General features: G+C 66.1%; 19 protein-coding genes. 3 read left to right on the top strand and 16 right to left on the bottom strand.

Features of this window, described 5'->3' with window-relative positions; translation table 11 throughout:
* Nucleotides 1-4: 4 nt before the first annotated feature.
* The gene (locus I6F16_RS06390; protein WP_225173503.1) at nt 5-1,714 is read left to right on the top strand and encodes a S8 family serine peptidase; all 1,710 of its coding nucleotides are present in this window, start codon (nt 5-7) and stop codon (nt 1,712-1,714) included.
* Between the two features lie 545 nt (nt 1,715-2,259).
* Nucleotides 2,260-3,021, top strand: a complete 762-nt coding sequence (locus tag I6F16_RS06385; RefSeq protein WP_050995884.1) for a TIGR03809 family protein — start codon at nt 2,260-2,262, stop codon at nt 3,019-3,021.
* On the opposite strand, the gene I6F16_RS06380 is transcribed toward I6F16_RS06385, so the two are convergent.
* The 6 genes from I6F16_RS06380 to I6F16_RS06355 form a co-directional block, all read right to left on the bottom strand.
* Entirely contained in the window at nt 3,018-4,388 is a 1,371-nt protein-coding gene (locus I6F16_RS06380) for a TIGR03808 family TAT-translocated repetitive protein (RefSeq protein ID WP_225113494.1), read from the bottom strand. The genes I6F16_RS06385 and I6F16_RS06380 overlap by 4 nt on opposite strands.
* Nucleotides 4,389-4,595: 207 nt before the next feature.
* Entirely contained in the window at nt 4,596-5,243 is a 648-nt protein-coding gene (locus tag I6F16_RS06375) for a pyroglutamyl-peptidase I (RefSeq protein ID WP_225113493.1), read from the bottom strand.
* Entirely contained in the window at nt 5,240-6,226 is a 987-nt protein-coding gene (gene meaB, locus I6F16_RS06370) for a methylmalonyl Co-A mutase-associated GTPase MeaB (RefSeq protein ID WP_225113492.1), read from the bottom strand. The genes I6F16_RS06375 and meaB overlap by 4 nt, the downstream gene beginning before the upstream one ends.
* A 51-nt stretch (nt 6,227-6,277) precedes the next feature.
* Nucleotides 6,278-7,789, bottom strand: a complete 1,512-nt coding sequence (locus tag I6F16_RS06365; protein WP_225113491.1) for a tripartite tricarboxylate transporter permease — start codon at nt 7,787-7,789, stop codon at nt 6,278-6,280.
* 3 nt (nt 7,790-7,792) lie between these two features.
* Nucleotides 7,793-8,284, bottom strand: coding sequence for a tripartite tricarboxylate transporter TctB family protein (locus I6F16_RS06360; RefSeq protein WP_225113490.1), 492 nt, complete (start codon nt 8,282-8,284; stop codon nt 7,793-7,795).
* Nucleotides 8,285-8,424: 140 nt separating this feature from the next.
* The gene (locus tag I6F16_RS06355) at nt 8,425-9,417 is read right to left on the bottom strand and encodes a tripartite tricarboxylate transporter substrate binding protein (protein ID WP_225115028.1); all 993 of its coding nucleotides are present in this window, start codon (nt 9,415-9,417) and stop codon (nt 8,425-8,427) included.
* 217 nt (nt 9,418-9,634) lie between these two features.
* Between I6F16_RS06355 and I6F16_RS06350 the strand changes: the two genes are divergently transcribed.
* Nucleotides 9,635-10,009, top strand: a complete 375-nt coding sequence (locus I6F16_RS06350; protein WP_225115027.1) for an SRPBCC family protein — start codon at nt 9,635-9,637, stop codon at nt 10,007-10,009.
* A 113-nt stretch (nt 10,010-10,122) separates the two neighbouring features.
* On the opposite strand, the gene I6F16_RS06345 is transcribed toward I6F16_RS06350, so the two are convergent.
* From I6F16_RS06345 to I6F16_RS06300, 10 genes are all read right to left on the bottom strand, one after another.
* The gene (locus I6F16_RS06345; protein ID WP_225115026.1) at nt 10,123-10,899 is read right to left on the bottom strand and encodes an RsiV family protein; all 777 of its coding nucleotides are present in this window, start codon (nt 10,897-10,899) and stop codon (nt 10,123-10,125) included.
* 22 nt (nt 10,900-10,921) lie between these two features.
* Entirely contained in the window at nt 10,922-11,218 is a 297-nt protein-coding gene (locus I6F16_RS06340; RefSeq protein ID WP_109144401.1) for a nucleotidyltransferase domain-containing protein, read from the bottom strand.
* Between the two features lie 35 nt (nt 11,219-11,253).
* A complete protein-coding gene (scpA, locus tag I6F16_RS06335) occupies nt 11,254-13,410 on the bottom strand; it encodes a methylmalonyl-CoA mutase (RefSeq protein ID WP_225115025.1) in 2,157 nt (718 codons plus the stop codon).
* A gap of 23 nt (nt 13,411-13,433) precedes the next feature.
* Nucleotides 13,434-13,898 carry a GFA family protein gene (locus tag I6F16_RS06330; RefSeq protein WP_057027174.1) on the bottom strand — a complete coding sequence of 155 codons (465 nt, stop codon included), beginning with the start codon at nt 13,896-13,898 and terminating at the stop codon, nt 13,434-13,436.
* Complete coding sequence (locus tag I6F16_RS06325) at nt 13,895-15,766, bottom strand: methylmalonyl-CoA mutase family protein (RefSeq protein ID WP_057027175.1); 1,872 nt, start codon at nt 15,764-15,766, stop codon at nt 13,895-13,897. The genes I6F16_RS06330 and I6F16_RS06325 overlap by 4 nt, the downstream gene beginning before the upstream one ends.
* 82 nt (nt 15,767-15,848) lie before the next feature.
* On the bottom strand, nt 15,849-16,340 hold the full coding sequence (gene folK / locus I6F16_RS06320; protein WP_225115024.1) for a 2-amino-4-hydroxy-6-hydroxymethyldihydropteridine diphosphokinase: 492 nt from the start codon (nt 16,338-16,340) through the stop codon (nt 15,849-15,851).
* 1 nt (nt 16,341) lies between these two features.
* On the bottom strand, nt 16,342-16,710 hold the full coding sequence (gene folB / locus I6F16_RS06315) for a dihydroneopterin aldolase (RefSeq protein ID WP_036005989.1): 369 nt from the start codon (nt 16,708-16,710) through the stop codon (nt 16,342-16,344).
* Nucleotides 16,707-17,567, bottom strand: a complete 861-nt coding sequence (gene folP, locus I6F16_RS06310) for a dihydropteroate synthase (protein ID WP_225173502.1) — start codon at nt 17,565-17,567, stop codon at nt 16,707-16,709. Before folP ends, folB begins: the two co-directional genes overlap by 4 nt.
* Before the next feature lie 238 nt (nt 17,568-17,805).
* Entirely contained in the window at nt 17,806-18,213 is a 408-nt protein-coding gene (locus I6F16_RS06305) for a DUF4332 domain-containing protein (RefSeq protein ID WP_036005985.1), read from the bottom strand.
* Between the two features lie 24 nt (nt 18,214-18,237).
* The gene (locus I6F16_RS06300) at nt 18,238-18,603 is read right to left on the bottom strand and encodes a DUF2267 domain-containing protein (RefSeq protein ID WP_225115022.1); all 366 of its coding nucleotides are present in this window, start codon (nt 18,601-18,603) and stop codon (nt 18,238-18,240) included.
* Nucleotides 18,604-18,790: the final 187 nt, after the last annotated feature.

The following is an 18,790-nucleotide window of genomic DNA, read 5'->3' as shown; positions in this document are numbered from 1 at the left end:
GCCGATGACGGGCAAATCCGAGAGCAGGGTGCGCACTGGGGCCCGCGCTTCATCCGTCGGCGTTGCGCTTCTGGTCGCCTCCTGTTTCGGCGTGGAGGTTGCGCAGGCGCAGGCGATCATGCGCACGCCGACGATCAGCGTTCCATCGCGCACGCCGACCGTCTCTCCGAACATCAACCCGCGGGTCAGCCCGAACATCGCTGCGCGCGCGGTGAGCGTTGGCCGCGGCCCGCGGACGATGGCAACCATTCCCACGACGCCGCGCATCCGGCCGACGACGCCGGTGCTGCCCCATGCGCGTTACTCGCCGAACCTCTATCCGGCCTGCACCGCGGCCCATCGCGGTGCCGACGGCGAATGTCTGGCGCAGCCGAACGCGGGCGGCGAGGGCACCGGAAAATCCGGCAAGAAGAGCGCCGGCAAAGGGCGCGGCAACAACGCGCCGGTCGCTGCGACCTCGCGCAGCTTCGCAGGCGAATTCGTCGCCGAGATCGACGGCGCGCTGTCGACGGCCGAGGCCGACGAGCTGGCGCGTCGCCACGGCCTGACCCGCCTCGCTTCCGAGAATTTCCCGCTGATCGGAGCCACGTTCGGCCTGTTCCGCATCGCCGACGGCCGGCCCTATGAGACCGTGCGGCGCGAATTCGCGGCCGACGGCAGCGTGCGCTCGCTGCAGCCGAACTTCCGCTACGTGCTCCAGGACCAGAAATCGTCGGCCGCCACCGAGGGCGATCCTGCGCAATACGCGCTGGCAAAGCTGCGCCTGCCGCAGGCGCATACGTTGGCGCACGGGGCCAACGTCACGATCGCGGTAATCGATTCCGGCATCGACGCCCGGCATCCCGAGCTCGCCAATTCCGTCGCCGACAATTTCGACGCGCTCGGCAGTGCCGAAGGGCCGCACGTCCATGGCACCGGCATCGCCGGGGCGATCGCGGCCCATGCCCGTCTGATGGGAAGCGCCCCCGAGGCCCGTATCATCGCCATCCGCGCCTTCGGCGGTGCCAATGGCGGTGCGGAGAGCTCGTCCTATATCATCCTGCGTTCCCTGAATTACGCCGCCGAGCACGGCGCGCAGATCGTCAACATGAGCTTTGCCGGTCCGAAGGACGCGGTGATCGAGCGCGCGATCGCGGCGACGGCCGCGCGTGGTCTCATTCTGATCGCCGCCGCCGGCAATGCCGGGGCGAAATCGCCGCCGCTCTATCCGGCGGCCAACCCCAACGTGATTGCGGTCAGCGCGACGGATCGGCAGGACAGGCTGTTCTCCGCCTCCAACCGCGGCAACTACATCGCCGTCGCGGCCCCCGGCGTCGACATCTTCCTGCCGGCACCGGATGGCAAATACCAGGTGACGTCGGGAACCTCGTTCTCGGCCGCCTATGTCTCAGGCGTCGCTGCGCTGCTGCTCGAGCGCAACCACGCACTCAAGCCGGAAGCGCTGCGCATGACGCTGGTGAAGACCGCACGCGACCTCGGCTCTCCCGGGCGCGACGACCTCTTCGGCGACGGCCAGGCCGACGCGTTTGCCGCCGTCATGGCTGTTCCTGCCGACAGCGCGACGCCGGTCGCTGCTGCCTCCGGTACAACAAAACGTGAAGATGCTCCGAAGCGTCGCGACGAGCCGGGCATACGCGCGATCGAGCAGCCTTCGTTGTCGAGCGCGGAGGATAAATCCGCGGTTTCTCAGGCAGATAGGCCGGCGGCGCGATAGCGGTCGCGACAAATCTGCGCGACGGGACGGCGTCAAAAAAGCGAACCCCGGATTGAACGTTCAGCCCGCTGCCCCGACCAACTGATGTGGGAGCGGTCATCCCTCCCCATCAGTCATATCAGGCGCGAGCGCCCATCCACCCCAAGCGCCCATATGGCTCGACCCGTCCGGTTGTCCCCCCGGACGGGTCTCTTCTTTTCAGAGCGTTTTCGAGCGAAGCGGGTGCCGGTTCGCGTGAAGAAAACGCGTCAAGACAAGATTCTGGCGTCCGATTTTTCGAAGCTTCGCATCCGTTCAGCTTGCAGTTGAAGGTCGCCGTGGCCTCGGTCGCCGTCGCGAGCGAGTCCCGCCGCAACTCCGTCATGCTTGTGCGAAGCTTGACTCGAAAACACGGAAAATCACCGCACGACTACGGTGTTTGACGACGAATGCCGCGTCGTTGCTGGACAAGTCAAAACTTTTCCACAAAATATTCATGTCGCGTCTAAATTGATTCGTGTGCGTTGCGTCCCCCGCGTCCGTGTTTTCTCCTGACGGGCTGGTTCATGACACATCGCCAAGAATTTGCTCGCGAAGAGTTCGTTCGCGACGCGGCCGGCAGCCGCCAAATCGCGGCACGCTGGTGCGCTCTCGCCGAGCAGCGCCTGCAACATCTCTCCGAGATGTTTGAGACCGGCCGCTGGCGCCGCTATCATTCCGAGATCGCCTTCCTCGAAAACATCCAGGAAGCCAAGCGCGCCGTCCAGACTTGGCGCGCCCTTGCGACGGGGGCGGACGTCGCCGAGGCGGCTGCGAGCGTGACGCCGGCATTCGGTTGGTCGCCGGCGACGATGCCTCGCATGGCGCCGCGCGAGCAGCAGGCGCAAACGATGCAGCCCAAGGCCGTTCACATCGCTCCCGAGACCGTCATGCCGGTGAGGCTCGATCCGAAGCCCGACGTGCTCGCGGAGATCACCGAAGCCCCGATCGCGCCGCTTGCTATGCCCGTAGCTTGGCCGTCGTTCACCGCGCCTGCCGAGATGCCGCCGCTGAGGGCACCCGCTGCGAAGGCACCGTTCACTGCGCCTGCCGAGAGATCGCCGCTCGCGGAGCCGGCCGCAACACGGCCATTCGCCGCGCCGGAAGTGAGGCCGCCGGTGCCTGCCGCGAAGCCGCCGAAGACCGCGCCTGCAGCAATGGCGGCGCTCCTGCCGCAGTTCGCCCCGCCCGCCGAGGAAATCGTCGCCGCCCCCGAGCGCGTCGTCGAATTCACTTTCAGCCTCGACGGCCTGGAAGCGAAGTACCCGCTGCTGCGGAACGCCTTCTAGCGCCGCACCGCATTGCCGCCGACCACCAGCTGCGCAAAACGTTGTGCGCCGTCGGCGGATAGATCCGACGTCACCGCGCGGGCGTGATCGAGGCCGACCACGGCGCCGCGCGGCGTCTCGGAGATCATGTTGTTGTTGACGAGCGCGGTGCCGGCGCCCGGCAGCACGGAGACGCCGACGCCGGCCAGCGCCTTGCGGATCACGTTGCCCGTGATCGCGACGTCGCGCAGATATCTGCCCCAGCCGGCGACGATGCCGTAGGACGGCGCGTTCTCGATCACGTTGCCGGTCACCGAAGAATCCGCCTCGATGTAGATGCCGACGCCGGCATCATCGTCGGGCGCGGTGCCGATCGGCCGCTTCGGGATCAGGTTGCGGATGATGTTGCCCTGGACCACCGCGATGCGGCCGCCCTCGTTGAAATTGCAGACCGAGACGCCCACGGCCGCGCCGTCCACGATGTTGTTGGCGATCACCGCGGCCTCGAATGCGAACTCGGAATAGAGCGCGACCTCGCGCACGTCGCTGACGCTGTTGCCACTGATGTGGATGTTCGAAGCCGAGTTGCCGCGCACCGCCGAATAGTCGCAATTCCTGATACGGTTGCCGCGCACGATCACGTTGCTGGCGCGAAAGGCGTTGATGGCATTGCCGAACTGGCCCGAGCCGCCGGGGCCGGCCTTGATGTTCTCGATGCGGTTGTCGGCGACCAGCGTGCCGTCATCGCCGATCGCGGTGCGCAGGATCTCGATCCCGTTGTCGTTGGTGCCGAGAATCGTGTTGCGGCAGACGCTGAGGCCCCTGGCGTCGAACGACACGACCGCTGTCACCGCGATGTCGGTGAAGATATTGCCGGAGATGTCGCCCGCGACCTGCTCGAGCCAGATGCCGCTGCCGCCCGAGCTCGTGATAGCGCATTCGCTGATGCGCACGTCGCGCCCGCCGAGGGCGTGGATCAGGCCGCGCCGTGTCGGCAGCGGGATACCGCCGCCGTCGAAGGTGATGCCGGTGAGGCCGATCGCATCGGAGCCGTCGCTCTGGATCGCCGAGGCGCCGCCGGTGAAGACGAGCTTGGTCGCGCCGCGCACGCCGATCAGCTGCGCGCCGTTCGGCAGCCGCAACAGACCGGTCCGGTACACGCCGGGTGGCAAGGCGAGCGGCAATTGCGCCCGCGCGGCCTCGTCGATTGCACGCTGCAGCGCGCGGGTCTGGTCCTCGCTGCTGCCGGGCCGCACACCATATTGCGTGACATCGCGGCCGAGCAGCGACGTCAGCGGCGCGGCGCGAGCGGCATCGGCCGGCATGGCCAGCGCACCGGCAATGCCCGCGGTCGAAGCCCCGATGAGATGACGGCGATTGAGGTTCATGACGCGTCCTCCGGCGGACGCGGGAGGTGTCCGCAGCGGTTTCGTAGCGCAGCAGGGCGAGGACCGTGAGGATTGTTCGCGGTAGGGTTAAATGTTTACGCAAAAGACGGTGCGTAGAGTGGGTTAGCCGTAGGCGCAACCCACCATGTCACCGCGAGTGTGGAACCGTTGATGGAGATGAGGTGGATTACGCTTCGCTAATCCACCCTACGAAGCGCGCGCCTTGCGCGCCAACTGCACCATCTCCATCAGCATCGCTTCCCCCGCATCCACCAGCTCCTCGAGCGTGATGCGGGCTGCGCCCTTGCGGCGCACGCCGCCGCTGCGCGCGAGCAGGGGAATGTGGATGAACGCCGCAAGCCTGGGTCCGCCCGCCTTCACGCGCTCGATCGCGCGCCAGCTTAAGTAGTTGCAGAGATAGGCGCCGGCGTCGCGCGAGGGACGCGCGTCGATGCCGGTGAGTCGCGCGGCGCGCAGCAGCCTTGCGGTGTGCGGGCCGAACATCATCGCGTCGGCATGACCGGCGATGCCGCGCTTGGCCGAGCGGGTGTTGGCCGCATCGGGCCAGAGCATGGTGACGGCGTTGCGCGCCCGCGTCTCGATGCGCAGGTAAGGCGTGCGGGCGGCGAGGCCGAACATCAGCAGCGCGTCGGGCTTTTGCGCAGCGAGCACGTCGGGCAATTGCCGGTCGACCGCGGCATAGGTGACCGGGAAGATGTGGCTCGAGAGCACGACATCGTCGAGCGCGGGCCGGCGCAATTGCGCCAGCCGCGCCACCAGCGGCTGGGTCGGATTATGGGGCGCACCGGGAAACGGACCGAAGCCGGTGAGGAGAATGCGGAGCTTGTCGCTCATTGCAGCAACTCCAGCATCTGCTCGGCGGCGAGCGCCGGCGTAAGATGGCCATCGGCGACCTCGGCCTCGATCTTTCGGACCTTGCTCCGCACCGAGGCCTCGCTGCGCAGCCGTGCCAGCATGCGCTGCTCCAGCATCGACCACATCCACTTCACCTGCTGCTCGCGCCGCCGCGCGGCGAAATCGCCGGAGGCGTTCATCGCCTTGCGGTGATCCAGGATCTTCTGCCAGATCTTTGCGATGCCGTCGCCGGTCAGCGCCGAATAGGTCTCGACCGGCGGATGCCAATGCTCGGACCGCGGCGCCAGAATATGCAGCGCGCCGCGATAATCGGCCGCGGTGATCTTGGCGCGCTTTAAATTGTCGCCATCGGCCTTGTTGATCGCGATCATGTCGGCGAGCTCGACCAGGCCCTTCTTGATGCCCTGCAGCTCGTCGCCGCCGCCCGGCAGCATCAGGGCGAGGAAGAAGTCGGTCATGTCGCACACGGCGGTCTCGGACTGGCCGATGCCGACGGTTTCCACCAGCACGACGCCGAAGCCCGCGGCCTCGCACAACAGCATCGCCTCGCGCGTCTTCGCCGCGACACCGCCAAGCGTGCCCGAGGACGGCGAGGGTCGGATGAAGGCGTCGTTCGAGGCTGACAGCCGCGCCATCCGGGTCTTGTCGCCGAGGATCGAGCCGCCGCTGCGCGCCGAGGACGGATCGACCGCGAGCACTGCGACCTTGTGGCCCTGTTCGATCAGATAGGTCCCGAGCGCATCGATCGTGGTGGATTTGCCGACGCCGGGCGATCCCGTGATGCCGACGCGATATGCCTTGCCGGTCTCGGGCAGCAGCATCTGCACCAGCTCCCGCGCCAGCGCCTGATGGTCGGCGCGCCGGCTCTCCACCAGCGTGATCGCCCGGGCGAGGGCCGCACGACTGCCGGCGCGAAGCTCCTTGGCGAGGGTCTTGTCGAGCGAGGCCTTCTTCTCAGTCATGCCCTGCTTTACAACGCCCGGGCGGGTCAGGCGAGGGCCGCCCGCCCGATATCACCGGGTCGTTGCCGCGGCGGTCTGCGGCTGTTTCACCTTGCGCCCGATCCACACCATGACCGGCCAGAGCAGCGCGCCGATCGCCATCGCGGCGAGGATGGCCGCGACCGGACGCTCGAAGAACGGCAAGATGCTGCCGTCCGACTTGATCAGCGAGGTGACGAAGGCCTGCTCCACCATGGTGCCCATGACGATGCCGAGCACCATGGCGGCGACGGGATAGCCGTTCGTCTCCATGACATAGCCGATCACGCCGAAGGCGGCGACGGTGACGACGCCGAACATGTTGTTGCCGATCGCGAACGAGCCAACCGCGCAGCACAGCATGATGATCGGCATGATCGCCGAGCGCGGTGCCAGCAGGATGTAGGTGGCGACGCGGATCATCGCGATGCCGAGCGGGATCATGAGGATATTCGCGATGATGAACATCAGGTAGATCGCGTACATGCTCGACGCCTTCTCGGTGAACAGCGTCGGGCCGGGATTGAGGCCCTTCATGTAGAGCACGCCGATCGCGATCGCGGCGATGGTGTCGCCGGGGATGCCGAACAGCAGCGAAGGCACCCAGCCGGAGGCGATGCTGGCATTGTTGCTGGCGCCGGCCTCGACCAGGCCCTCGACATGGCCGGTGCCGAACTTTTCCGGCTCCTTGGAGAAGCGCTTCGACATCGCATAGGAGACCCAGGCGGCCATGTCGGCGCCGGCGCCGGGCAGCACACCGATGATGATGCCGACGATGTTCCCGCGCGTCATCTGCCAGCGATAGAGCTTGGTCAGCTTCCATTGGCCGGCCATGATGCTTCCGAATTTGCGCCGCGGCAGCGGCGGCGGCTCGGGCGTCAGCATCGCGCGCATCACCTGCGCCACCGCGAACACGCCGACGAGGGCCGGGATCGGCTCGATGCCGCCGAACAGGTCCGTAAGCCCAAAGGTGAAGCGCGGGATGCCGCCGGGATTCTCGATGCCGATGCAGGCGACGAGCAGGCCGATGAACATGCCGGCGATCGCCTTGACGGGCGAGGAACGCGCCACCAAGGTGGCGCACATCAGGCCGAGCAGCGCCAACCAGAAATATTCGAAGGTCGAGAACGACAGCGCGATCTCGGCCAGCGGCGGCGCCAGGATCATCAGCGACAGCACGCCGGCGATGCCTCCGACCGCGGAGAACCAGACGCCGGCCCCTAGCGCGAGCTCGGCCTGGCCCTTGCGCGTCATGGCGTAGGCTTCATCCGCGTAAGCCGCGGATGCGGGCGTGCCCGGGATACGCAGCAGCGCGCCGGGAATGTCGCCGGAGAAGATCGCCATCGAGGACGCCGCCACGATGGTCGCGATCGCCGCGATCGGTGACAGATAGAAGGTGACGGGGACGAGCAGGGCGGTCGCCATCGTCGCCGACAGGCCCGGCAGCGAGCCGATCACCAGCCCGTACACGGAGGCTGCGAACATGGAGATGATGACCTCCCAGGTGGAGATCAGCGCGAACGCATCAATCAGGGTCTTCAACATCGATCACCAGGGCGTCGGCAGCAGGCCAACCGGTAGCGGCACGCGGAGCAGCTTGCCGAAGATGAGATGGATGGCGAATGGCGAGAGCATCGCGAGCGGCAGCGCCAGCTTCCACTTCGCCCCGAGCGCGGTCGAGGTCACGTAGACCATGATCGCCGCGGTGATGATGAATCCGAGCCGGTCGGCGGCAAGAACGTAGAACAGCAGCAGCGCCGGCGGCAGCAGCGCGCGCAGGCCGTAGAGCTTGCCCTGCGGTGGCGGGGCCGCCGCCTGGCCGTCCTCGAACGGGACCAGCTCTTCCTCCTCCTCGAAGGAACGGCCGATGCCGAACACGATCGCGAGCCCGCACAGTGCAAGGCCGCAGCCGATCACCAGCGGAAATACATTGGGGCCGACCGGCTGCCCCGGCACCGGCGGCAGAATGTAGCCGCCATAGGCGGCAGCCGCGCCGAGCGCGACGAGAAACGATCCCGTGACGGAGTCGGGAAGACGCATAGGAGAGTCCTACAGGAGGTGCGCTCCCTCTCCCCGCTTGCGGGGAGAGGGTTGGGGTGAGGGGGAGTCTCCGCCGGGGAGGTGAGAGATGGACTCGCGGAGAGTTCCTCGCACCCCGATCAAGACGTCGCAGGTGCGGATCACGCCTTGCTCAGGCCCGCGGCCTTCATCGCCTCGCCCATCTGGGCGTCGCCCTTGTCCATGAAGCCCGCGAAATGGGCCGCATCGCCCCACACGGTGCCGAAGCCGCGATTGCTCATGAAGTCCTTGAACTCGGCGGAGTCGTAGACTTTCTTCAGCGCGGCGGTGAGCTTGGTTGCGATCTCCGGCGGCAGATTTTTCGGCCCCGCAATGCCGCGCCAGGCGCCGGTTGCGTAGTCGATGCCCATGGCCTCCTTCAGCGTCGGCACGTCCTTGAACACCGGATTGCGCGCGGGCGCCATGATGGCAAGGCTCCTGGCCTTGCCGGCCTCGATGATGGCGCGCGCTTCCGGCACCGAACAGGTGGTGAGATCGACACCGCCGGCCGCGAGATCCTGCATTGCGGGTGCCGCGCCGTTCGACGGTACCCAGGCGACCTGGTTGGCGGGCAGGCCCATCGCCTGCATCCAGCCGACGAGCGCGAGATGCCAGATGCCGCCCTGGCCGGTGCCGGAAGCCTTGAACTTCCCCGGAGGCGCCGCCTTGATCGCGTCGGCGAGCTCCTTGACCGTCTTGTAGGGCGAGGAGGCGGAGACCTGGATGCCGGGCGGATCCTCGTTCATCAGCGCCAGCGGCGTGTAGCTCTTCGGCGTCAGGTCGGTGAGGCCCTGCCAGTGCATCATCGAGATTTCGACGGTCAGCATGCCGATGGTGTAGCCGTCGGGCTGCGCGGTCGCGATCGCGCTATGGCCGACCACGCCGGAGCCGCCGGTGCGGTTGACCACGTTGAAGGGCTGGCCGAGGTCCTTCTCCAGCAGCGCTGCGACGATGCGCGCAGTGGCATCGGTGCCGCCGCCGGCGCCCCAGGGCACGATCACGGTGACGGGCCGCGCCGGATAGGCTTGTGCGAGCGCGGGCTTGAAGCCGAAAGCGGCGGAGGCCGCGAGAGCGGCGGTGGAAGCCGCAAAGCTGCGGCGCGAAATCTTGGACATTGAATGCCTCCCAGCGGCGCCCGTGATGTCAGGCGCTCTTGTCAACTCCGGCATTCTAGTCGGCTTTACGTCGCCGCCGCAAGGTAGCGCTACCAACTGGAATCGCCATGTTGTGTGAAAGCAGACGGCCCGTCGAATGGGCGGTCGGAAATCGGGTGGGTTTTGTCCGCGCGCCTAGCCAACCTCTGCGCGCAACGAAACCAAAGGCAAGCCACCGATGACCCAAGCCTATTACAGCGCCGTGCTGGACCACCCGCTCGACGACGTCTGGTCCCTGATCCGCGATTTCAACAACTACCCCGCTTATGTCGACGGCGTGAGCGAGAGCGAGATCGAAGACAACAGGCGCGGCGATGAAGTCGGCGCCGTCAGGCGCTTCTGCTATCTCGGAAACTGGATCCGCCAGCGCCTGGTCGATCACTCGGACCTGCAGCACAGCCTGACCTATGCCGGTCTCGAAGCGATACCCTATCCGCAAGACGACGACGGCCCGAGTCCGGCGCCGGCGCGATACCAAGGCACCATGCATCTGCGTCCGATCATCGAGGGCAACCGAACGCTTCATCGAATGGTCGGTTGCGCTCGAAACTGAACCTGCGGACGCCGAGCGCTGGAAAGCGCTGTTTGCCTCCTGGATTCCCGATTGGACGGATTCCCTCGCGCGGACATTGGCCCGGACCCGTTTGCGATCCCGTTAGCCTCAGCTCACTGCTCGTCCGCGTCACCCTTGGGCCGCGCGCCGCCGAAGATGCGGGCGCCCTCCGATGTGAGGTAAGGCTTCAGCGTCTCCCACGGCACGAAAGCGACATACTCGCCCTCAGCGTAGGGGCCGACGGCATAGGGCGGATAGTGGAAGTTGAGGCCGGAACTCCTGCCGGCCTCGGTGGAGGGCGCGAGCGTCATCGCGCCGATCTTGAGGAGGCGCGGCTGCACGGACTTGAACCACTCGTCGGTCGCGGTCTCTCCGGCGCCGCGCTTCTTCTCGTCCGTCAGCGAAGCGATGATGGCCTTCACCATCGCCTTCATGGTGGGGCCGCCATCGGCGGTCTCGGTGAAGAATGGACGGATCGAGATGCGCTTGTTGGCGGCCTTGTCCCACAGGATCGTGTTCACGTCCGAATTAGGATGGGCGCCGCGTGTGTTCATGTAGTCGTTGCGCAGGACGCTGACATAGCGGTCGGCAACCACGGAGCGGATTTCATATTTGCGCTCGAACTCCCAGCCGCCCTCCTTGAAGAACTGCGCGTCCGCTTTGCGCGCGGCAGCGGCTTCCGCGGCATTCTTGTCGAGCCACTTCCTGCCCTCCGCGAGGCAGTCCGCCGCCAGCGCCGCATCCGCCTTGATCCTGTCGCCGAGGAAGACGCGCGCTTCGATGCTCTTGGTCTTGACGATCGCATCGGGTTTGGGATCGGCGGCGTGGGCGGAAAACGCACATGTTGCGCTCAGCGCCAGGGCGACGCTCAAACCGGCGATGAACTTCAAGGTTAGTGCTCCTGCGTGAGCGTCAGAATATTTCGACAATATCGTCTGCGATCCGCTCCGCAAAGCGGGGAGAGATGGAGCGGCGAACAGTTGCCTGTGCTTGCAAGCCAGTCGCATCCTCGATGATGTGCTCGACATCGATCAAGTTGAGCAGCGAAAACGAGGTGTCCGGCTCGATCTCGACGAGCACGTCGATATCGCTATCAGGCCGATAATCGTTGCCGGCTCGCGAGCCGAAGATGGCAAGCTTTGCTACGCCCTTGCCTCTGATGGCATCCGCGTTCTTGCGTATCGCAGCGACGATTTCGTCACGCGTCATGGACACACCTGGCCGTCACACGGCCAGTCTATCATCTACTCCGCCGCCTCGCTATGCCCCAGCCGGGCGTTCAGCTTGCGGATCAGCTCCTCGGCGGCATCCGCGATCACCGTGCCGGGCGGGAAGATCGCCTCGGCGCCGGCGGCATAGAGCGCATCGTAATCCTGCGGCGGCACCACGCCGCCGACGATGATCATGATGTCGTCGCGGCCCTGCTTCTTCAGTGCGGCTTTCAGCTCCGGCACAGCGGTCAGATGGGCGGCGGCCAGCGAGGAGACGCCGAGAATGTGCACGTCATTCTCGACCGCCTGCCGCGCGGCTTCGTCGGCGGTGGCAAACAGCGGCCCGATGTCGACGTCGAAGCCGATATCGGCGAACGCCGAGGCGATCACCTTCTGGCCGCGGTCATGGCCGTCCTGGCCGATCTTGGCGACCAGGATGCGCGGGCGGCGGCCCTCGGCTTCCTCGAAGGCGTCGATCAGCGCTTGAACCTTTTCGACCTGGGTGCCCATGCTGGACGCCTCCCGCTTATAGACGCCGGTGATGGATTTGATCTCGGCGCGGTGCCGGCCGAACACTTTCTCCATTGCGTCAGAGATCTCGCCAACGGTCGCCTTGGCGCGTGCCGCGTCGATCGCAAGTGCCAGCAGATTGCCGTTGCCTTCGCCGGCCGAGCGCGTCAGCGCGGCGAGGGCGGCATCGACCTCCTGCTGGTTGCGCTCGGCTTTCAGCCGCTTGAGCTTGTCGATCTGAAGCCGGCGCACATTGGTGTTGTCGACCTTCAGGATCTCGATTTTGTCCTCGTCGGTCGGCTTGTACTTGTTGACTCCGATCACCGCCTGCTTGCCGGCGTCGATCCGCGCCTGCGTTTTGGCTGAGGCCTCCTCGATGCGCAGCTTTGGCACGCCGGCCTCGATCGCCTTCGCCATGCCGCCGAGTTCCTCGACCTCCTGGATGTGGCCCCAGGCCTTGGCGGCGAGGTCGCGCGTGAGCCGCTCGACATAATACGAGCCGCCCCAGGGATCGATGATGCGGGTGGTGCCGCTCTCCTGCTGCAGGAACAGCTGAGTGTTGCGGGCGATGCGGGCCGAGAAATCGGTCGGCAGCGCCAGTGCTTCGTCGAGCGCGTTGGTGTGCAGCGATTGGGTATGGCCTTGGGTGGCCGCCATCGCTTCCACCGTCGTGCGCATCACGTTGTTGAAGACGTCCTGCGCGGTCAGCGACCATCCCGAGGTCTGGCTGTGCGTGCGCAGCGACAGTGAGCGCGGGTCTTTCGGATTGAACGGCTTGAGCAGCTTCGCCCAAAGCAGGCGCGCCGCGCGCAGCTTGGCAACCTCCATGAAGAAGTTCATCCCGATCGCCCAAAAGAACGACAGCCGCGGCGCGAAGCGGTCGACGTCGAGCCCTGCGGCAAGGCCGGCGCGCAAATATTCGACGCCGTCAGCCAGCGTATAGGCGAGCTCGAGATCCTGCGTCGCGCCGGCCTCCTGCATGTGATAGCCGGAGATCGAGATCGAATTGTACTTCGGCATCTTTTGAGAGGTGTAGGCGAAGATGTCCGAGATGATCCGCATCGAGGGCGCCGGCGGATAGATGTAGGTGTTGCGCACCATGAACTCTTTCAGAATGTCGTTCTGAATGGTGCCCGACAGCTTCTCCGGCGGCACGCCCTGTTCCTCGGCGGCGGCGACATAGAGCGCGAGGATCGGCAGCACCGCGCCGTTCATGGTCATGGACACGCTCATCTGGTCGAGCGGAATCCCTGCAAACAGCGTGCGCATGTCGTAGATGGAATCGATGGCAACGCCGGCCATGCCGACATCGCCGCCGACGCGCGGATGATCCGAGTCATAGCCGCGATGGGTGGCAAGATCGAATGCGACCGAGAGGCCCTTTTGCCCCGCCGCGAGATTGCGGCGATAGAACGCGTTGGAATCCTCCGCCGTGGAGAAGCCGGCATATTGCCTGACCGTCCAGGGCTGGTTGACGTACATGGTCGGGTAGGGGCCGCGCAGGTACGGCGCGATGCCCGGATAGGTCTCGAGAAAATCGAGCCCGGCCAGATCAGCCTCGCCGTAAGCGGGCTTCACCAGGATGCCCTCCGGTGTCAGCCACGGCTCGGCGCTGCCAGTGGGCGCGGCGGTTGCGGTCCGCTCGAAGGCGACGTCGGCGAAATTCGGAATGCGGCTCATGGCTTCAACCATTTCATAAGCGCTCAATCATGATCCGGATGCTGATGGCTGACGATGGTCGCCATCTTCTCCGGTCCGTAGTTCTGTTGCGTGGTCTGGCTCGGCAGATTGGCGATGCCGACCACCCAGCCGAGGCGGGATTCGATGCCGAACTGCCGCGTCGGCACGACCCGGTCAGGGCGATCGAAGGTACCGGTCATGATCTCGATGCGATCGCCGTCGATGCGGCCGAAGCTCAGCGGCGTGCCGCAGGCGGCGCAATAGCCGCGATCGGCGATCGAGGAGGAGCGGAAGAACGACGGCTTGCCCTTGGTCCAGGCGAAATCGGTCTTGTTGATGTCGGCCAAAGAGGCGAACGGCGCGCCGCTCGCCTTCTGGCACATCCGGCAGTGGCAGATCGAAATCCTGGTCGGCGCCGTCATGACCGCAAATCGCACGGCGCCGCATTGGCAGCCGCCGGTGAGAACGGGTTTGCTGGTGTCAGTCATCGCTGTTCCATCCGTCGGTAGGCGTCCTGCAGTGCCGCAAGCGCATCGCCTCCGGCGAAGACAAAGCCCGTGACGCCGGCGGCTCGCAGCGCCGCCTCGGCCTCGGCCGGCCGGCCCGCTAGGTAGATATGTCGCCCGCCGGCCAATTGCAGGGCCTTTGCCGCGGCTTCGGCGTGTTCCGCATAGACCTTGTCGCTGGAACACAGACAGGCCAGCTCGGCGCCCGAGGCCTTGAAGGCCGCAGCCAGCTTGGCCGGATCGGCAAAGCCCTCGCTGCCTGTGGCCTCAATGCCGCCCGCCTCGAAGAAGCTCTTCGCGAACGTCGCGCGCGCGGTGAAATCGGCGGGCGTGCCGAGATTGGCCAGGAACACCTTTGGCCGTGCGCCCCGAGCCTTCAAACTCGCGTCGGATTTGTCGCGCAGAGCCTCGAACGGTTCCGCGAGACGGATCGGAGGCAGCGCCTCGAACTTGTAGGTCTCTCCGCCGTAGGGCGGAAGCGCGATCGGCGCTGCCTTCAGGACAGTGGCTTCGCTCTCGTGCAGGTTCGGAAACTCGCTGGCGCCGGTCAGTATGTCCCGGCGCTTCGCGATATTGGCCTCGCGCGCCTTGCGCGTGGCCGCGACCTTGCTTTGGAACACACCCTGCTGAAGCGCCGCGAACGCGCCACCGGCGCTCTCGCTCTCTTGGAACAGGGCCCACGCGGCATCACACAGCTGCGCCGTCAGCGTCTCGATGCCGCCAGCCCCCGCCGCGGGATCGCTGACCTTGGCGAGGTTGCATTCTTCCAGCAGCAGAAGCTGCGTGTTGCGCGCCACGCGCCGCGCGAACGGATCGGGCAGGCCGAGCGCCAGCGTATGCGGCAGCACGTTGATGGCGTTGGCACCGGCCAGTCCCGCGGCGAACGCCGCCATCGTCGCGCGCAGCATGTTCACGTAGGGATCGCGTTGCGTCAGCATGCGCCAGGCGGTATCGGCCGCGATGAACAGCGGTTTCGGCGTCAGTCCGCAAGCGGTCTCGATGCGCGCCCATAGCAGCCGCAGGGCGCGGAACTTGGCCATGGTCAGGAATTGGTCGGCATCGGCGGCGAGCCGCGCATAGACCATGTCCTGCGCGGCTTCCAGCGGAATGCCCGCGCCTTCGATCGCGCGCAGGTAAGCGACGCCGCAGGCGAGCACGAAAGCGAGCTCCTGCACCTCCGAGCCGCCGGCATCATGGACCACGCGGCCGTCGGCGGAGGCGAACGGCCCCTTGAAGCCGAGCCCGGCGAGGCCCTTGATGGCGCCCGTAATCGCGGGAGCAATTTCGTCCCAAGTATAGGGGCTGTGGCCCCACACCGCGCCCGCCGCGAGCGGATCGAGCCCGAAGCGGATGTTGCAGGCGCCGGGATCGAGGCCGTTGCTCTTCACATATTCCGCGACATGGATCGCGGCCATCCGCGATTGCGGTCCGATCTCGAGCTCGATGCCGATGCCGGCGTCGAGGTGAATGTCTTTCAGGATCTTTGCCACCGCCTCGGCCGACGGTTCCAGGCCGAAACCGCGCGCGCCATTGGCGCCGGCGAACACCAGCGCGAGCCCGGTCGCACCGTTCTCCAGATCCTGCAGTGCCTGCGCATTCGCGAGCGCCGCATCGGGATGGTCGATCCGCTGCACGACCTGCCACGGTGCGGCCGGCGGCCGGCCCATCACCGGCGCAACGCCCTTCGCGCGCGGATAGAGCGGTTCGATCTTGATGCCGTCGTAGGTCTTGCCGACCAGTTTCTCGAACGGCGCGCCCTTCAGCACGCCGTCGACCAGCTTGCGCCAGTCCTCAGGCGTGGCCTTGGGAAAATCCGCCGCCAGCGGCAGGTCGTCAGTCACGGAGGTCATGCGGCGCGGGGCTCCCGAAACGTCTTGTTATTCGCGGGCGAAATTGCCACGGCGGACCGTTCCTGCAAACGGTTGTTTTTGGTTAACCGGTATCCGGAAGCCGCTCAATGCCTTGCGCCGAGACGCTGGCGAGCCCGTCACGCACACGAATGCCCGAGATCACGCGGTCGGGTGCGATTTCGGCCAGCGGCACCAGCACGAAGGCGCGTTCGAACAGGCGCGGATGCGGCAGCGTCAGGTCGGGCTTCCGCAAGGAGACATCGTCATAGGCGATCATGTCGAGATCGAGCGTGCGTGGACCCCAGCGCCGCGCCTTGGTTCGCATGCGGCCGAACTTCTGCTCGACTTTCTGCAGCACGAACAATAGCGCATGCGGATCGAGGCTGGTCTCGATCTCGATGCAGGCATTGATGAAGGGATCCTGGTCCTCGTCGCCCCAGGGCGGGGTCGTATAGTCGGACGAGCGCGCGATCAGCGCCGCCTGTGCCATGCCGCAGATATGAGCGATCGCCTTCTTGAACGTCGCGCGGACATCGCCGACATTGCCGCCGAGTGCGATCAGCACGCTCGCCATGCTAGGGATGCCGCGAGCGCGTCAGCACGATGCCGACATCGTCGAAGATCGCGGCGATCGGCGCGTGCGGCTTGTGCACGGTGACCTTCACGGCGCGGATGCGCGGAAAGTGCGACAGGATGGCATCGGCCACCGCGCCGGCCGCGCGCTCCAGGAGTTTGTAATTGGTGTTCTTGAACGCCGCCGTCGTCGTCGCCACGACATCGGCGTAGGACACCGTGTCCGCGAGCCGGTCGCTGCGCGCAGGCTCGGACAGGTCGGTATAGAGCTCGAGATCGATGACGAAACGCTGGCCGACCTCGGTTTCGTGATCCATCACGCCGTGGCGGGCATGGATCGACAGGCCGGTGACGAAGATCGTGTCGGTCATTGCTTGCTCTCGATGGCCTGCGCCACCCGCAGGGCCTGCAGGGTTTCGGCGACGTCGTGGGTCCGGATGATCTTGGCGCCGCGCTGCGCGGCGATCAGATGCGCGGCGATCGAGCCGGCGAGCCGCTCCGATGGTTCCGACGGCGACACCGAGGCGATGAAGCGTTTTCGCGAGGCGCCGACCAGGATCGGCAAGCCGAACATGTCGAGCTCGCGCAAGCGCGCCAGCGCGGTCATGCTCTGCTCGGCGGTCTTGCCGAAGCCGATCCCGGGATCGAGCACGATTTTTTCGCGCGCGATGCCTGCCTTCGCGGCAATATCGAGCGAGCGCAGGAAGAATGTCTTGATATCAGCGACGATGTCGATGGCGGGATCGACGCTGTCGCGGTTGTGCATGACGATGACGGGCACGCCCCTCGCGGCGATCAGCGGCGCCATGGCGGTGTCGTTTTGCAGGCCCCAGACGTCGTTGGCGATCCCCGCGCCCTGGTCGAGCGCGAAGGCCACCACCTCCGCCTTCATGCTGTCGATCGAGACGGGCACACCGAGCGCCACGACGTCCGAGAGCACCGGCTTCAGCCGCGCGAGCTCTTCCGCCGCCGTGACTGGCCGGGCGCCCTTGTAGGGCCGGGTGGATTCGGCGCCGATATCGATGATGTCGACGCCGGCGGCGACCATCGCCCGCGCCCGCTCCAGCGCGCGCGCCGGCGCGATGAACTCGCCGCCGTCGGAGAAGGAATCCGGGGTGATGTTGAGCACGCCCATCACCGCAGGAAGCCGCCGGCCCACGAGCGTCCGCAGCACGTCGATCCCGGCCGAGCCGGCCGGCGGGACGGAAGGGGAGGGCGAGGCATTCATGCGCGTGGCATTGCGCTGTCGGGCAGGGGGAGTCAAGACGGGATTGGGGCCATTCGCGGCCATTCCGATGCGTGCAGACGGCCGAGAGGATGCGATGTTCTTGCCCACCCTCCGTCATTGCGAGCGCAGCGAAGCAATCCAGACTGTCACCGCGGCAAGATTCTGAATTGCTTCGCTGCGCTCGCAATGACGATCTGGGAGCAGTGGTACCCCAACCTCTCCAGCTTGGTCCGCAGCGCTAATACGTAATCTTCGGCGGCAGCTTCTTGGCCTTGGCGATGATGTCGCCGACCGACTTCTCGGAAGGCAGGACGCGGACCAGCTTCTTCTTCTCGTTGGCCTCGCGCATGCTCTGCGCCAACCTTGCCGGATTTCGATAGGCGAGCTCCCGCACCGTCGTGACGCCAGCGGCGCGGACGAGCCCGACCTTGGCCCTGCCCATGCCGGGGATGCGCATGTAGTCGGAGACGTTGGCCCATTCCAGCAATTGCTGCTCGCTGATGCCGGTCTTGGCCGAAAGCGCCTTGCGGCCCTTCACGGTGGACGCCGCCTCGAGCAGCGCGTCGGTGGTGCGGATTCCTTGCGCCTTCAACTTGTTGGCGGCAAAGGCCGGCAGGCCCTCAATCTCGGAAATCGGATATGTCATGATGCTCGATATGAAAAGCGTCGCTCAGGCGAACTGGCTGAGGCCCGGCGTCCCCGCGATGATCTTGCCCATCTTATCCGCTCCGATTTTGTCTCGCCCGTAGCGGAAAAGTTCACGGGCGACGTTTTGAATCTCGGACATGCCGAGCCCCAGGCTCATCAGGCGGGTGCCGACGGCCATCAAGCCGCCGCCCATCAGCCGCGACAGACCGCCACCGCTCTTGGAGGCTTCGATCGCAGCTTCCGCTCCGGGGATCTGGTCGATCAGGGCCTGCACACTGTCGGAAGGGCCCTCGTTGCGAAGGAAGGCCAGGATAATGCCGACGGTCTTTTCAGCGACAGCACCATCTATGCTGGCGTTTGTCGCCAGCCGTCCGATCAGCTCGTCCATAAGACCCCGCCCCTCAGCCGGTTTGCATGCCGGAATATTGCTTTCGAAAATGATCTTGAGCCGGTGTGACGTGAAATACAAGCGATGAACGCAGGCGCCGTCGCGAACGCGCGAAAAGTGTTGCCGCCGTGCAAGAGCCTAGAACGAATCGGCAAAAAATTGCCGCTATGCGAACGCCCCATTCCGA

Source organism: Bradyrhizobium sp. IC4060, assembly GCF_020193715.1.
Lineage (GTDB): Bacteria > Pseudomonadota > Alphaproteobacteria > Rhizobiales > Xanthobacteraceae > Bradyrhizobium > Bradyrhizobium yuanmingense.
Note: the sequence above shows the minus strand (reverse complement) of the source record. Positions and strands in the feature narration are given on the sequence as shown.